Below are 14,628 nucleotides of genomic sequence, written 5' to 3'. Positions count from 1 at the left end.
TATTTCAATGCAGAGGAGTTTTTGTTAAAAAATTAGTTTTGAATTATGTAGTTTATTAATAAAACAATAAAAGGGGTGCTGATGTTATGAAATCAAAAAATTCTAAATTAATAAAGTTTATATATCCTCTATTAGTTATTCTAATATTAATTTATGTATATAAGTATGTAATCATAAATGCAAATATCCCAACCAATTCTATGCAGCCGACTTTGAATCCGGGTGATAAAATTATTGTTAATCAATTTTTTTATAGATATTTTGCTACTCCCAAAAGGTTTGATGTATTAGTATTTAAGTTCCCTGAAAATGAAAGTATGCTTTATGTAAAAAGGGTCATAGGTTTACCGAAAGATAAAATAGAAATAAAGGAAGGACAGTTGTATATAAACAATGAAAAAATTAATGAATCTTATCTAAATGAAAATTTTCAAGGAAATTATGGTCCATATATTATTCCTGACGATCATTACTTTTTTTTTAGGAGATAATCGAAATCATTCCTATGATTCAAGAGAGTGGAGTAGTCCATTTGTTCATAGAAAAAAAATCATAGGAAAGGTGGAAATAAAATACTTGCCTGAATTTATAAAAATAAATTAATATGAGAAAAAGGCAGGATACCCTGCTTTTTAAACATTAAAACACAGGTCGCAAAACCTGTGTTAATTTTTATTATTCAAAATAGAACGAGTGATTTCCTATTTTTATAGCAAATTCTTTATTGTTCGGGATCCATGCGTTAGTTGCAATGTCACGATTTAAAAAATATAAAACCTTATCTCCAACCACTTTGAATCCTTCAAGTGCTTTCTCTACAGCGTCCTTGGTTTCTTGAGATGGCTTATTCTTTATTGACCCATTATTAATTGGGGAGAACTGCCCTTTTTGTAAAATTACTTCTTTTACAGTATTAGGAAAATCATTACTTCTTACTCTATTAAAAACAACATTGGCAACTGCAATCTTTCCATTGAAAGATTCACCTTTTGCTTCTGCATGTACCAATCGTTCTAATAATTCTATTTCTTCATCAGTAATATTAATATCAATTTTTCTAGTTGAATTATTTCCCCTTGATACTGGCTCAACTCTATTAACAAGTTTAGGTTCTTGCTTGTAAGATGCGATTGATGCAAGTACTGGTAGAGTTTCAACATGTTTATCTTTTATACTATTAAACTCATCTAAATAATAAAGTTCTTTAACATCAACTGAAGTGTATGAATTGGTATCTACTTCAATTTTATCATTTACCTTAATTGTATTTGCAAAGGCCAGTCTAGAACATATTATTATAGACAAAATAAGGTTAATAGATATAAAAAATCTCTTTTTGTTAACTATTCGATATTTTTTCTTTCCTATTTTTAGCATACTATAAAAGCCTCCTTAAATTATAAAATACCTAGCATAGATTTAGAGGCTATTATATAAACTCATATTTTCTTATTTCAAATATTTAAACTCAAAAAAGAATATTGAAATTAATCAATATTCTTCTTTAGTTATTTATTCATTAGTCATATTGCCATTCTTGTCATACTTAACTACAATACCATCATTCCCACATTTATTTATCTATATTACTAATTCTATTTAGGCAAATCCTATTTATAATATGATGTGCATATAATGTTTGGTTATCTGAATAAAGGAGTTTATTTAGATCTTCTTCTTCAATATTAAGCCCTGTATTATACAGTAAATCTTCAAGATATAATTTTTTAGTTAATCTATCTTTAGTGCCTTGTATATTTGACATATTCATAAAAAAATAAGGTACTTCTTGAATTTTTTTTAATGACTGAATATTTACATCTTCATCAAAAACATAAATATATGCACCATTTAAGTCCTTAAAACTAATAATTGATTGTTTTATTAAATCTGGATTATGATAACCTATATAAATGAAGTTTTGAATATTATCATCTATGAATTCAACATTTATTGTTATTTCAACTTCTTCAGTAACATTAACTGGTATGTAGAAACGATGATTTTCATATTTTACACCAAGATTCATTAAATCCTTAAATGTATCCTTGGTAAAATATCCTTTTAGAATATATAAGTCATCATTATATCTTATTGCTTTCATATATTCACCCCTTTTTTATTCTGATTAACCCCTAATGTCAGGGGATTAACCAGATAGATTTATACCTAGACTTAATATAGCATTAGAAGGTATTTTAATCTCTTTTTGCTTTTCTTCTTTATTCTCTTTATTGTTGTTTTCAATAAAGGATTTTATGTTTTTATTATTCTCTTTTGCCTTAATAGGGTTAGAGATATTAATCGTTTGATTATTTTCTTCAGTAGCCACCTCTTTATTATTAATATCCACTAAAGAATCATTATTTAAAGGTTGTGACTTAGCATTTTCTTCAAGCAATTTGATAAGATCATAAATATCAACATCATATTTCTCAACTAATTTAGAAAATATGATTAGATCTATATTCTTATCTTTCATGCTCTTAAATGAAACAAGTAATTTACTAATAAATACATTGAATTCTTCCTTGTCGTACTGTTCATTATACCATTTCATTAAAGGCTTATACTTATCCCCTATTTGTATTGTTTTCTGCATTTAAATCACCCTTATAAATTTTGCAGTATACTTGCCGAAATTAAATAAAATCCAAAAGCATTTGCCATTCTTGGATTTTCAGGAATAGTCACATCCCATCCAGTATGCTGTTCAAAAAGACCTCTCAGAATATTTGCAAATACTTCATTGGCGACGCATCCTCCTGATAAAATTAATTCATCATAAGTATCTATCACTGATTCCCACTTTGATGCAACTTCATTTACTAAAAGATTCCCTTTCTCTTCAAAAGCCAATTTTACCTGTTCACTACAGTCTTTAAAACTACCCTTAACCTTAACTTCGCAAGTTTCAAGAGACTTTAATACTTCATCCTCTTTCTTCTTGGTCTTAAAGTTACTATCAATTAATTTTTTTGCAGTAGCAACGATTTCTACCATTGCAAATGTCGAGAAATTAATTTTATCTCCCTTTACAATATCCTTTCCTACATAACTAGATGCATCCGAGGTATTGAAACCAAAATCAATAATACCAAATTTTCTTTTCTTTAATTCGTCCCAAGACATTCCTTCTCCTAATTTTTTATTAATTACAGAAATAATTGTTCCCTTTGGCTGATTTTCTATATTAGCCTTAATAACACTTAGAGACTTATTAAATCTTTTAGATCCTACATAAAGTGTAAATTTATACGCATTTCCATCATTCATAATTTTTTTTGCGTATTCATCTTTAATTGCATCATGGTCATCTGTTGGCAGTCCAGTTGAAACCACAAGATCAGCCTCATTTACTTCATCTGTTGCCAATCCCATACCTGCCAAGAAAAGAATTGTTTCATTTTTTCCATCACGACTTCTTCTTAAATCTCTTTCAGCATATGTAGGTTCTACTTCAGCCACATAACTACCTACTAAGAAATACTCATTATCAACATGAAGAATGATTACACTCTTATCTCCTTTGTTGTTATTCATTAACTCGTTTGCTCTTTCTTCTGTGATTGGAGCCACAAGTGATTCTATATGACCAGAAACTAAATCTGACCAATATTTAGTTGCACCGAAACCTCTGTCAATTCCTACTGCTATTTTATGTTTAGCCATATATATTCCCCCTTTTTTTGTCTTTGTTTTATTAAATACTTTTAATTTATTACAATGTCATATTTTTATTGTGTTCTTATTATAGCGATTATTTTTACCTTTTCAATATTTCTTAATGTTTTTTTAAAATCAATCTTATCCTTATACAAACTCTCTCTGTACTAAATCAAGATTTTATTATTCTTGTGTTATGTTTAAAAAGGAAATTAGAAAAAATTCGACATCAAGTGTAACGAAAGAGGTGAATTAAATGGCAACTAGAAGTGTTTACGATAAGTGGAAGGAAATCAAAGATATAATTTTATCTACTCCTAACGTTAAAGTATTAGGTCGTAGTTTGTTTTCAATAGATGGCAAGTGCATTTATATCTATACAAGAAGTGATATCACTGTTAATACACTTAACTCAATTTTATCAGATATAAAAAAATATAAAAACTTTACAATGCCACTTTATATAGTAGTGGATAATGATAAGAAGATTGATGATTCATGTAAAAATTATTGCAACTTATTTAAAAATGATTTGAAATTGTATAAGATTAGCAAGTTTAATATACAGTAGCAAATTATATCTATTTGATTAATTAAAGAAGGAGTTGAGTTTTAAAACTTGATTTATTCATAAAACATTAATTATTTATAAAGGACATTAATTATTTTAGAGAGGTGAAAGTTAAATGAAGAAATTTATGAAGTTTTTTTCCAATAAAAAAGTAGGTGTTGCACTTGTTATAGTTTTTATTTTTATTAATGTATACATTACTACATCAATGTTTACAAGCAACCCTAAGAAACTAGAATATGTGAAATTTGAAGAAATGTTAAGTCATGGACAGGTCCAAGAAGTAATTCTTAATTTCTCTGCTCCAAAATTTACATTTACAGATATTCAAGGTAATAAATATATTACCGATAATCCAAGAATGGAAGGATTTAAGGCGTTGCTTCTGAAAAGTAATGTAGAGGTTACGGAAAATAATAGTAATCGTCTAATTTTAGACTTCGCAGTTGCTTTTCTTCCTTTTCCGATTTTTCTAGGATTCTTCTACTTTCTTTTCAAAAATTCCTTAAAAGGAGTTAGTGTAGTAAGCAATCAAAAACCTAAAAGAACTGTAAAATCTTCTATTAGATTCTGTGATATAGCAGGCAATGAGGAATCGAAGGAAGATATGATCTATTTGGTAGACTTCTTAAAAGAGCCTAAAAAATATAGAGATATGGGTGCTATACTTCCTAAAGGGGTTATTTTTTATGGCCCTCCGGGAACGGGTAAGACCTTAATGGCTAAAGCAATTGCAGGTGAAGCAGGGGTACCTTTTCATTATGCTTCGGGTTCAGACTTTGTTGAAATGTATGTAGGTGTAGGTGCTAAGAGAGTAAGGGAACTATTTGCAGAGGCTAAGAAAAATACTCCTTGTGTTGTATTTGTTGATGAAATAGATGCAATTGGTGGAAAAAGAGGTAGAGATTCTAACTCTGAAAGAGATCAGACTATAAATGCACTCCTTAATGAACTTGATGGATTTGATACTAGCCAAGGCATATTGGTTATAGCAGCAACAAACAGGCTTGATGATTTAGACGAAGCATTAGTAAGGCCGGGCAGGTTTGATCGACATATAGCCATTAATCTTCCTGATAAAGAAGATAGATTAAAAATCTTACATCTTCATGCGAAAGGAAAGACTTTTTCCAAAGATGTAGATTTTGAACAACTTGCTAAACTTACTATAGGTTTTGCAGGTGCAGGTCTTAAAACCCTATTAAATGAATCTGCTATTATTGCGGTTCAAAATAAGCATAGTGAAATTACAGCAAATGATGTTGATAAAGCCTTTTATAAAATTGTTATGAAGGGTGACGAAAAGAAAAATAGAAAAAATAGAGATAAATCCGAAATTGAACTTGTTGCTTGGCATGAAGCAGGACATGCAGTTATTGCTAAACTTGTCGCTAAAAAGTCTGTGCCTAAAGTCACAATCATACCTAGCACAAGTGGAGCAGGTGGAGTTACATTTATTCCTCCTGAAAAATTAGGACTGCACTCAAAAGAAGATTTAATAAATGATGTAATGATCAGTTACGGTGGCAGAGTTGGTGAATACTTACTTCTTGGTCACGAAGATAAGATTACAACTGGTGCAAGTAGTGATATTAGCAAAGCAACTGCCACTATTAAATCCATTATTAAATACTACGGTATGACGGATTCATTCGGCATGTTAAATCTTGATGATTTTGGATACAATGATGACAAGGCTATACTTGGAGAGGCTAAGAGAATGGCTAAAGACATCTATGATAAGACTCTTGAAATATTGAAAAATAATAAAGATATTTTAAAGTCAGTTGCAGATAAACTTATAGAAAAAGAAACTCTTGAAGAAAAAGAACTTGATCAGATACTATTTGGTAAGTCTTCTAAGAATGAAAAAACAATTGAAAATAAATAATATATCAAAGAGTCACTAAAAGTGACTCTTTTGTTATTTATCTTTTTTATTTGCATATTTGCAAAAGAAAATCAAATTTATATACTTGATAATCACTGTCTTAATTTTATATAATTTCATTCATTATAAGATATTAAAAAGTAAGGAGGTGGCCATCATGAACAAGATGGTTTCTATATTAATATGCTCTATACTTATGGCAAATACATCTACAATTGTCTTTGCGAATAATTTAAATACAAAACTACCAGATGTTCAGATTGAAAAATCTGATTTTGAACCATTAGATAATATGCCAGATCCTACCCAAAGTTTAAAGGAAGTATTTGACAATGCAGTTGAAGAACTCGTAAATCAAGGATTTGGAGAAAATAATTATCCTAATGGTTTCGGTGAATTAAATGCTCCAGAAGGTTTTGGCAAAAGTGCAGAGCAACTTTTTTCAGAAAAATATGGCGAACTTTGGTATAATCAACCAATGGATACCTCAAAATTGAAAGACAATATGAAAGGAAAACCCTCAGATTCAGAATTTAAAAATATCATCAATAATGCCAAAGCACAACATAGTTTAAATGATATTATATCCGAATATAAATCTGGATTTGATAGAAACATAGGTAGTTTTGAAAAATCTAAAGCAGCATGGAATGAGGCATCTTCTACATGGGCAAATATGTTGCCTTCAAAATCAGAACTATTAAATTATAAGCCTATTGATACAGATGCACTGGCTCAACAAATGGCTAATAAGCAAGGCGATGAAAGATGGAAGGCGACGTTTTATGGCTCAAAAGCCCCTATTAATCCTATTAAAGACTTGTTTGGATATTTCCAAGAGAAAGTAGGTGGGGCTGTAAATTCGGCAAAAGAATCATTAGGTTTGGACGTTATTGAGGATAAGTTTAAAAATAATTTTGTGACAGATTTAATTGATAAATATAAAGATTCAGAGGCTCGATTAGAAAAAGATATGTATAAAGAAGTCTATAGTAAATATTATGGAAAATCAGGACTATTGTCTGCATTTAATAAGAAAAATGTTGAGAAGGCTAGTGAAGTCAACAGAATCTTCAAAGAAAACGGAATATATGATACTACTTCAAGTTTAAGCGAATCGACTAAATTAAATGATCCAATTTATATGGGTAAATTAATTGAACAAAACAAAGACTTGTTGAAAAAAGAAAATCCAAAGTTATTTGGCGATATAGATACAACTATTCAAAAATACAAAGATGAAGCGGAAAAAAAGGGCCTGACTATAGGAGAATAAATTACATGAGCGAGTAGAATAAATCTACTCGCTTTCTATTATGATGACTCTTTTAAATTAATTCTTATAATTGTTTTTTCTTTAATTATATTACTTCTTCTAATTCTGTCATTACCAATTCATCTATCATATCATTATACCTTTTTTCTACATATATAACAGTAGGGTTTATTCTCCATACTGAAATAATATAATTATTATCAATAATATAAATATATTTGTGACCTTTAATAAGTTTAGTATTTTGATAATAGGTTCCCATACATACTACTCCATTTTTATATATATCTTTTTTAATATCCAATTCAATCATTGATATATCTGCATCTTTTGAAATCCTTTCTTTATATCTTGCCTTCGCATGATTTCTCATTTTTAATCCATTTATTGTAAATTGAGATATAATATCTCTAACTCTATCCCTTAACTCTAAATCTAAAATACACCTCTTTTCAGTGACAAATCTATCTTGGACTTTTTTAAATGATATACTACAATCTTCGATTTCTTCTTGATTTGTAGTCTTTATATTAATAATTACATTATTTTTAAGTAAATAGTAAAATCTTTTAGTTTTAATTATCATGCAGTTATCTATATAATTATCATACAAAACTATTCCATGGTAAACTACATCATCTACTAAAAACCTAAATAATTCAGACAGATTTTCTTCTGTTATGAATTTAGTAATCACTTTAATAGAAAGCCCTACTTTTTTAATGTAATTTTTTGCAGTTTCAATGCCTCCATATAAATCTAAAACTTTTAAATTCGTCAAATACTCTTGTTGCATAATATTTGCTATATCAACCTTATTATCTTTTTTACTCTGTGTTATCCCCTCAAGTTTTTCGTATATATCAAAGTTCTCCATTTTTAATATAGTATTTTTTATATTATAATTTATAATTTCATATTTACATTTTGTAGTCTCAATCGAAATTATTTCCTCTCCTCTATTGAATAGTTCAATTTCTTTAAGATTGCATCTTATGTCTTCAATTACTTTGTTTTTATCAATATTTACTCCTTCTAATAAGTATAACTGTTCTAAAAATACATCCTTTCTAAAAATTATTTTATCTTCCTTTATCTCATTATCTTCTAAAATAATAGCCTTACCTTTCTTGAATGTAATCGAATTATCTTTTATATCAATCCCCTTATCCTGAATAATTCCATTTATAGTTCTTTTCCTATAATTAATTAAAAACTTGATATCATAAAGTTTCATTGTAATAATTGCTTTTTCATCTTCTAATAATTGAATGTTTCCTGATTTTAAAAATATATCTATCACTTCGTAAATTTTTCGGATATTTTTATTTCTAAATTTATTTATAACATCCTGCGAAATTGTATATTTTTTATGTCTTATTGAAAATATCAATTCTTTTTCTGTAATAGCATTTTTAAATTTATCTTTTGATGTGTAGAGTTCTGAATCTTTATTACTTTTATTGATGTGAAATGATATTTCTCCATTGATAATGTCCTTTGTCTTTATCAATCCCACTGTACTTGGGTAATTGTTGTCTTTTCTATATATAATGTTTTTCTCAAGTAATTTATCTTTTTTTATTTTCTCACCAACCATTACTCTATCCTCCTTGGTTTTTTGTTTTAACATAACATATATTTCAAAACGCAAGGAAAATTTAAAAATAAAAACAGGCTACCTATCTTTTTAATTCCATAAGTAACCTGTTCTTCATTTTGAAAAATATTTAATTTTTACATACATTGACACTACGCTTCCGACTGATAAAATTGTGGCCAACAAGATGACAAAATCTAATGAAAAACTTTTCATCGGTATTCCTCCCTAAGCCTCTATATTAAAATATGTATTTTTATTGTATTTTTAATTATATTATAACACATGATTTTGGTTTATTCAATACATTGCAAGGCATATAATATGATGTTATTATTTGAATTTATCATTATCACAATTTATAATATTTTAGACCTAGAATAAGAAAAAAGAAAGGAGCATAATACTATGCAAAGAAAACACCTATACGCCTTACTATATTTGTTTGTTATATTTATAATATTATTTTACTCGTTTGTTTACTTTACTAATAAAGACTCTACAATAGATATAAACTATTCGATTATATCAGAGATTAGCGATTATAATGAAATTGATCAACATTATCGTGAAGCAGTAAAAGAAAGTATTAATTACTTTACACTAGATTCTATGAAAAAATTTAATGCTAAAAAACCCTTAATTCGCATAGATGCAATTAAATTATTTGACAAAATTGGTAGAGAAAACATCAAAAGTTATGGCAACACAACATCTGAACTTCCTTATTTTAATGACTTTAATTCTAACGATGCACATACGAACTCAATTAAAAGTCTCACCTCTCATATAAGTAAAAAGAAAGATTTTCCTAGTTATAATGATATATTAGGATACGAAATTAAGAAAAGTGAACCAATGACTCGTCTTGAATTTGTTCTTTTATTAAGTTCTTTTTTAGAACCTAAAAATGTTGGACATACATATAAGGATGTACCAGATAAATTTAAAAAACAGGTGGCAACAGTTAATGCTTATGGTATTATACAAACTTCAGATAACTTAATGGCTAATGATCCAGTGACCAGAGAACAAGCAGCACTTATGATTCATAGATTTAATCAATCCGTAGGAAAATAAAACCCTCATATTTTGAGGGTTCTTATTTTAAAGCATATAAAAACTTTTGAATAAATTTTACATTAGATCAAATAATTAAAGCCATTTTTTGATTTGCTTCCTTCTAATTTCTATAATGTTTAAAAATTAGATAGGAGGTTTTATTTTATGGATATTACATATATTATTTATTTTATCTTTGCATTTATGATGTTTTTTATATTAATCAGAGAAAGTATTATTGATATAAAAACTATGTATGTACCAGATAATATTGTATATGGTGCTTATGGCATATCTATCTGTTACATTATTATCCAAACAATCATACAGAAGGATTACAGTATATTTCTCAATGCTATTATAGGATTTGTTGTAGGTTTTGGGATTCCTTATTTTATTTCATATATGGTATATGTTATGAGAAAAATTAAGTCTAAATTCTTTAAAAAAAACTTAAAAGAAGTCTCCTCTGTTATTGAAACAGAATGTATCGAATCTACAGGCAAAAAATCTAATATTAAAAATTATATTTTCTATAGTATTATAGTACTGATTACAACTTTTATAGGATTAAATCAAGACACAATTAATTCAATTGTTTTTATTCTTATTGCTTTAATTATTATAACGGCTATTAGTTTGATCTATCATAAAACTAAAAAAATAGAATTTGTATTTTATAGTATTTCAATAGTTTCAATTATTCTAGTATCCTTATATTGGAATACAATGGAACAAGGTTTTTGGAAATATAGCATATTGTTTGCATCAGTGGGTTTTTTAATTGAAATAGGGTTAGGAAAGATATTAAGTAAATTCTATAATGTTGAAAAACTTATAGCGGAAGATAAAGAATACGAAGAACAGCACGAAGAAGTTATTTATGGTGGTATAGGTGGAGGCGATATATTAATATTTGGTGCATTAGGTATTATGTTTGGATTTAAAGCATTGATAGCAATACTAATATATTCTTGTTTTGCACAGTTATTAATTATATTATCTTATTATCTATTAAATGAAAACATAGGGGCTTATCTCCCTTTTGTACCGGGCATTGCCTTTGGGACACTCTTATTTATTTCAGGATATGATTTGCTCAATATTCAATCATTAATCTCTTTTATGTTTAGAATATTGGGGGTGTAATTAATGAAATTATATATAAATAGAAATCCTGTGATGGAAATAGACCTTGCAAATGATAGTTTAACGAGAATGAAGGGATTAATGTTCGTTAAAAATATTCAAAAAGGATTACTTATAAAGCCTACCAATTCAATTCATACTTTCTTCATGAAAGAGGCTATTGATGTAATTTATATTGATAAATATAGTAAAATAATCAAGATTACTCCTAATATGAAACCATGGAAGATAGGACCTATCGTTTGGAGTGCTAGAGCAGTATTAGAACTTCCAATTGGCACGATCAATAAGTATAGAATCAAAACTGGAGATTCAGTAGAGTTTTTATAGAGTAGTGTAAACTACTCTTTTTGATTATTTTATTGTAAAATACGCCAAACTATATTAACATGGTATTAATAAAATTATTTAAATAAGATTCAGATAATTCATTTAAAGTGTTGCTTTAAAAGATTTGATTTCATTTACGAACATATAGTATGTTAATATTGTTTAAATAAGTGGAATTTAATATATAGGAGGGGTATTTTGGTGTACGTAAAAACAACAAAAGAGGATAACTTTATGGATCTTTTTATATCGTATATTAATTATATGAAAGAAAATGAGTTATTCATATCAACATCTGATAATTTTATAAGAAAATCGGAGATCCAAGCGTTAAGAGAAGATTTGTTGAAAAAGTGTAAATCGTTAGATGAGGTCAAGAAACATCGAAAAGTAATATTAGAAAATCCATGGGTTGATATATTCCCAATTATACTTGGGTATCATCCCGATTATTTTAAGCATTATTTTTCAGATACTACGATTAGAAATTATTTTAAAGAATATATAATAGGAAAATTATTAAACATCATGAAAACTATCAATGATGTTAATGAAGAAAATGTATTAAATTATACTTTTTTAGATACGAAAGATAGTGGAGATGGTAATTTCATAATTACTAAATATTTGTTTGCAAAAAATTATTATAAAGGCATAAAACTTACTGAACCTATTTTAGCAAAAGAAATATATAATGAGGCTGCTGATGGATATAAAATTTATATGTTTCAACAAGGCTATGCGATAGGGATAAATAGTTATTCAGATGTATTTTTTCAATTAAATACAGACAATGGAAAAATATTCTTAATGAAAAAGATAATGGAGAACATAGAGATTGATGATGAAAAACCAGAGATAAAAATTAAACCCTTACTTAAATTCAAAGATGACATATTAAAAATATTTGAACAGTCTATTCTATTAGAAAATAAAACATTGATATACTCTTTAGGTGAAGAAATAGAATATTTAATAACATTTACATCTATACCTGAAGTAGTAGAATTTAAAAAACAAGTTGTGCAGTTATTAGACAAATACAGTCATATTCCAGTGATAAAAGAATATAAAGAAACCATATATTATTAGAACCTTTATCTAAAATATAGAATTGTAATGGTCTTATATTTTTAAAATTATTCAGTTTATTAAAAAAGAGATGATGACTAAATTAATTGTCATGATCTCTTTTTTATTATTGATTATCTTAATAGGTTAATAATTAAGTTTCTATTAAAGTTTAAATGCTGTGCCATCATTGCAGCATTTACATCCATAAGTATTTGACTTTTAGTTATACTCATAATTTCTTTGGCCATATTTACATCTTGTATCTTCGACAAAGCATTGAGTTTAATCATTTCATTTGATTGTTGAAATCTCAATCTTCCTTCTAATAACTTTTCCTGTATACCTAAATAACTTCTCAAATTTGAAATAGGCTTCAGTATCTTTTCATCAATCTTATCAGAATCCTTTAATAAATCAACAATATCTTCAGAAGTAGTTTTTTTCATATTTGTACTATTTAATAAAACTTCTTGTGTAGATGTATTTTCTTCATGCTGTTTCATAGAATTATTATGCTTATATTCATTTACTACTACATTTTTACCTACTAGTTCATCATTTGTAATGCTATTTAGTATTTTACCAATAGATTCATACCCTGTGTTATCACTATTCTTTATTTTATTAGTTTTTATATTATTATTCTGTCTTTGATTAGTTTCTTCTAATTTATGTGAATTTAGACCATTGTTCGCATTATTTCTATTAACCAAAATAGTTTTATTCTCGTAAGTATCAGAGTTATTTCTAGTTTCATTATCTTTGTTTCCATTATTATTTTTTACAAGTCCCTCGTATTCATTATCCTTAAAACTTCCTTGATATTCAATTTCGCCTTGTTCATTATAAAGTGTTCCATATCCATCATATTTCCCGTCTTTAAAAGAACCCTGATATTTAATTTTTCCATTTTCATAATATAATGTTCCATATTTATCAAATTGGTTATCTTTAAAATCCCCTTCATAAGCCAATCTGCCTGTGTTTGGATTATATACTTTTCCATATTTGTCATAGTTCCCTTTTTTAAAATTGCCTTCATAAATTAGTTCTCCTGTGTCATTATACCATTTTCCAAATCCATCAAATTTTCCATTCTTAATATTACCCTCATAAATTTTAATCCCATCTTCATTATAGAGTTTATGCCATCCATCAGATACATCGAGTGTCATATTTGGAGGTAATATAATTCCACTATTTGTGTTCTCTGAAGGTTCTTTTATATCAGTATCGTTATCATCTGAAGGAGGGTCTTTACTATCCACTGGTGGCTTTTCTTTATCTGTAGGAGGCAATTCATTATCTATGTCAGTGTCTTCATCTGTTGGGTTAGTAGGAGTATTTATATCTTTATCTGGATCGGTATCAATTTGCTCGTTATCTCCAGAATCATCTCTTGTGTTATTAATATCATCAAGAAATTTTTTAATATCACTTAAATTGTTTTTTCCCATATCTATATCTAAATAATCTCCTGAATTGGGTCCAGTTTGAATTCTAAAACAATTTTGTTCAAATATTTTTATTCTATTGAATTCTGTATGCTCTATAGTATGACTTATTTCTTTTATAAGTTCATAAGCCTCATTTTTAATACTTTCTTTTTCTTCTGCATTTATGTTGTTTGACTGATATTTCGTTGCTAATTCTCTCAAGTTATTCCCTAATTCCTCGATTCTCTCCAATGAATTATCTGCTACTTGAATCATCGAGATACTGTCTTGGATATTCTTTTGTGCTTGCTGACTTCCCCTTATTTGAGATTCATATCTGCTAATTTTAAGAATATCTGGCGGACTATCTGCTGCTCTATTTACTTGTTTACCAGTTGATATCTTTTCCATACTAGAGGATATTTGTTTCCCCTGCACTTTCATATTGTATGAAAACATCATCGCAGTGTTTGTTAAATCTCCAATTCTCATATATACCACTCCTTTATGTATCACTGTCTTATTGTTGTTGCATATTAATGAAAGATATTTTTCTATGTCAAGTATTTTTTG

The 14,628-nt window shown here is 27.6% G+C and carries 15 protein-coding genes; 9 read left to right on the top strand and 6 right to left on the bottom strand.

Features of this window, described 5'->3' with window-relative positions; translation table 11 throughout:
• The first annotated feature begins 86 nt into the window (after positions 1-86).
• Both lepB and HYG84_RS20925 read left to right on the top strand, forming a co-directional pair.
• Positions 87-491, top strand: a complete 405-nt coding sequence (gene lepB / locus HYG84_RS19680; protein WP_212382638.1) for a signal peptidase I — start codon at positions 87-89, stop codon at positions 489-491.
• Entirely contained in the window at positions 421-603 is a 183-nt protein-coding gene (locus HYG84_RS20925) for a S26 family signal peptidase (RefSeq protein WP_442860816.1), read from the top strand. Before lepB ends, HYG84_RS20925 begins: the two co-directional genes overlap by 71 nt.
• A 72-nt stretch (positions 604-675) precedes the next feature.
• Here HYG84_RS20925 and HYG84_RS19675 read toward each other — a convergent pair whose 3' ends face one another.
• From HYG84_RS19675 to HYG84_RS19660, 4 genes are all read right to left on the bottom strand, one after another.
• Positions 676-1,377 carry a cell wall hydrolase gene (locus tag HYG84_RS19675; RefSeq protein WP_212382637.1) on the bottom strand — a complete coding sequence of 234 codons (702 nt, stop codon included), beginning with the start codon at positions 1,375-1,377 and terminating at the stop codon, positions 676-678.
• Between the two features lie 196 nt (positions 1,378-1,573).
• Entirely contained in the window at positions 1,574-2,104 is a 531-nt protein-coding gene (locus HYG84_RS19670) for a hypothetical protein (RefSeq protein WP_212382636.1), read from the bottom strand.
• A gap of 45 nt (positions 2,105-2,149) precedes the next feature.
• Positions 2,150-2,602: a hypothetical protein gene (locus HYG84_RS19665; protein WP_212382635.1), complete on the bottom strand. Its 453-nt coding sequence runs from the start codon at positions 2,600-2,602 to the stop codon at positions 2,150-2,152.
• Between the two features lie 11 nt (positions 2,603-2,613).
• Positions 2,614-3,672: a ParM/StbA family protein gene (locus HYG84_RS19660; RefSeq protein ID WP_212382634.1), complete on the bottom strand. Its 1,059-nt coding sequence runs from the start codon at positions 3,670-3,672 to the stop codon at positions 2,614-2,616.
• Between the two features lie 250 nt (positions 3,673-3,922).
• Here HYG84_RS19660 and HYG84_RS19655 point away from each other — a divergent pair, with 250 nt between their 5' ends.
• The 3 genes from HYG84_RS19655 to HYG84_RS19645 all read left to right on the top strand — a co-directional run bounded on the left by HYG84_RS19655 (position 3,923) and on the right by HYG84_RS19645 (position 7,404).
• Positions 3,923-4,237, top strand: a complete 315-nt coding sequence (locus HYG84_RS19655) for a hypothetical protein (protein WP_212382632.1) — start codon at positions 3,923-3,925, stop codon at positions 4,235-4,237.
• Between the two features lie 115 nt (positions 4,238-4,352).
• Positions 4,353-6,128: an ATP-dependent metallopeptidase FtsH/Yme1/Tma family protein gene (locus HYG84_RS19650; RefSeq protein WP_212382630.1), complete on the top strand. Its 1,776-nt coding sequence runs from the start codon at positions 4,353-4,355 to the stop codon at positions 6,126-6,128.
• 157 nt (positions 6,129-6,285) lie between these two features.
• Positions 6,286-7,404, top strand: a complete 1,119-nt coding sequence (locus HYG84_RS19645) for a hypothetical protein (RefSeq protein WP_212382629.1) — start codon at positions 6,286-6,288, stop codon at positions 7,402-7,404.
• An 85-nt stretch (positions 7,405-7,489) separates the two neighbouring features.
• Here HYG84_RS19645 and HYG84_RS19640 read toward each other — a convergent pair whose 3' ends face one another.
• Positions 7,490-9,004, bottom strand: a complete 1,515-nt coding sequence (locus HYG84_RS19640) for a hypothetical protein (protein ID WP_212382628.1) — start codon at positions 9,002-9,004, stop codon at positions 7,490-7,492.
• Between the two features lie 408 nt (positions 9,005-9,412).
• Here HYG84_RS19640 and HYG84_RS19635 point away from each other — a divergent pair, with 408 nt between their 5' ends.
• The 4 genes from HYG84_RS19635 (at position 9,413) to HYG84_RS19620 (ending at position 12,637) form a co-directional block, all read left to right on the top strand.
• The gene (locus HYG84_RS19635) at positions 9,413-10,084 is read left to right on the top strand and encodes an S-layer homology domain-containing protein (RefSeq protein ID WP_212382627.1); all 672 of its coding nucleotides are present in this window, start codon (positions 9,413-9,415) and stop codon (positions 10,082-10,084) included.
• A gap of 147 nt (positions 10,085-10,231) precedes the next feature.
• Positions 10,232-11,215, top strand: a complete 984-nt coding sequence (locus HYG84_RS19630; RefSeq protein WP_212382626.1) for a prepilin peptidase — start codon at positions 10,232-10,234, stop codon at positions 11,213-11,215.
• Between the two features lie 3 nt (positions 11,216-11,218).
• Positions 11,219-11,545: a DUF192 domain-containing protein gene (locus tag HYG84_RS19625; RefSeq protein ID WP_212382625.1), complete on the top strand. Its 327-nt coding sequence runs from the start codon at positions 11,219-11,221 to the stop codon at positions 11,543-11,545.
• Between the two features lie 201 nt (positions 11,546-11,746).
• The gene (locus HYG84_RS19620; protein ID WP_212382624.1) at positions 11,747-12,637 is read left to right on the top strand and encodes a hypothetical protein; all 891 of its coding nucleotides are present in this window, start codon (positions 11,747-11,749) and stop codon (positions 12,635-12,637) included.
• Between the two features lie 113 nt (positions 12,638-12,750).
• Here HYG84_RS19620 and HYG84_RS19615 read toward each other — a convergent pair whose 3' ends face one another.
• Positions 12,751-14,547, bottom strand: coding sequence for a flagellin N-terminal helical domain-containing protein (locus tag HYG84_RS19615; protein WP_212382623.1), 1,797 nt, complete (start codon positions 14,545-14,547; stop codon positions 12,751-12,753).
• Positions 14,548-14,628: the final 81 nt, after the last annotated feature.

The organism is Alkaliphilus sp. B6464 (assembly GCF_018141165.1).
Taxonomy (GTDB): Bacteria; Bacillota; Clostridia; order Peptostreptococcales; family Natronincolaceae; genus Alkaliphilus_B.
This window is presented reverse-complemented; position numbering and strand designations above follow the sequence as displayed.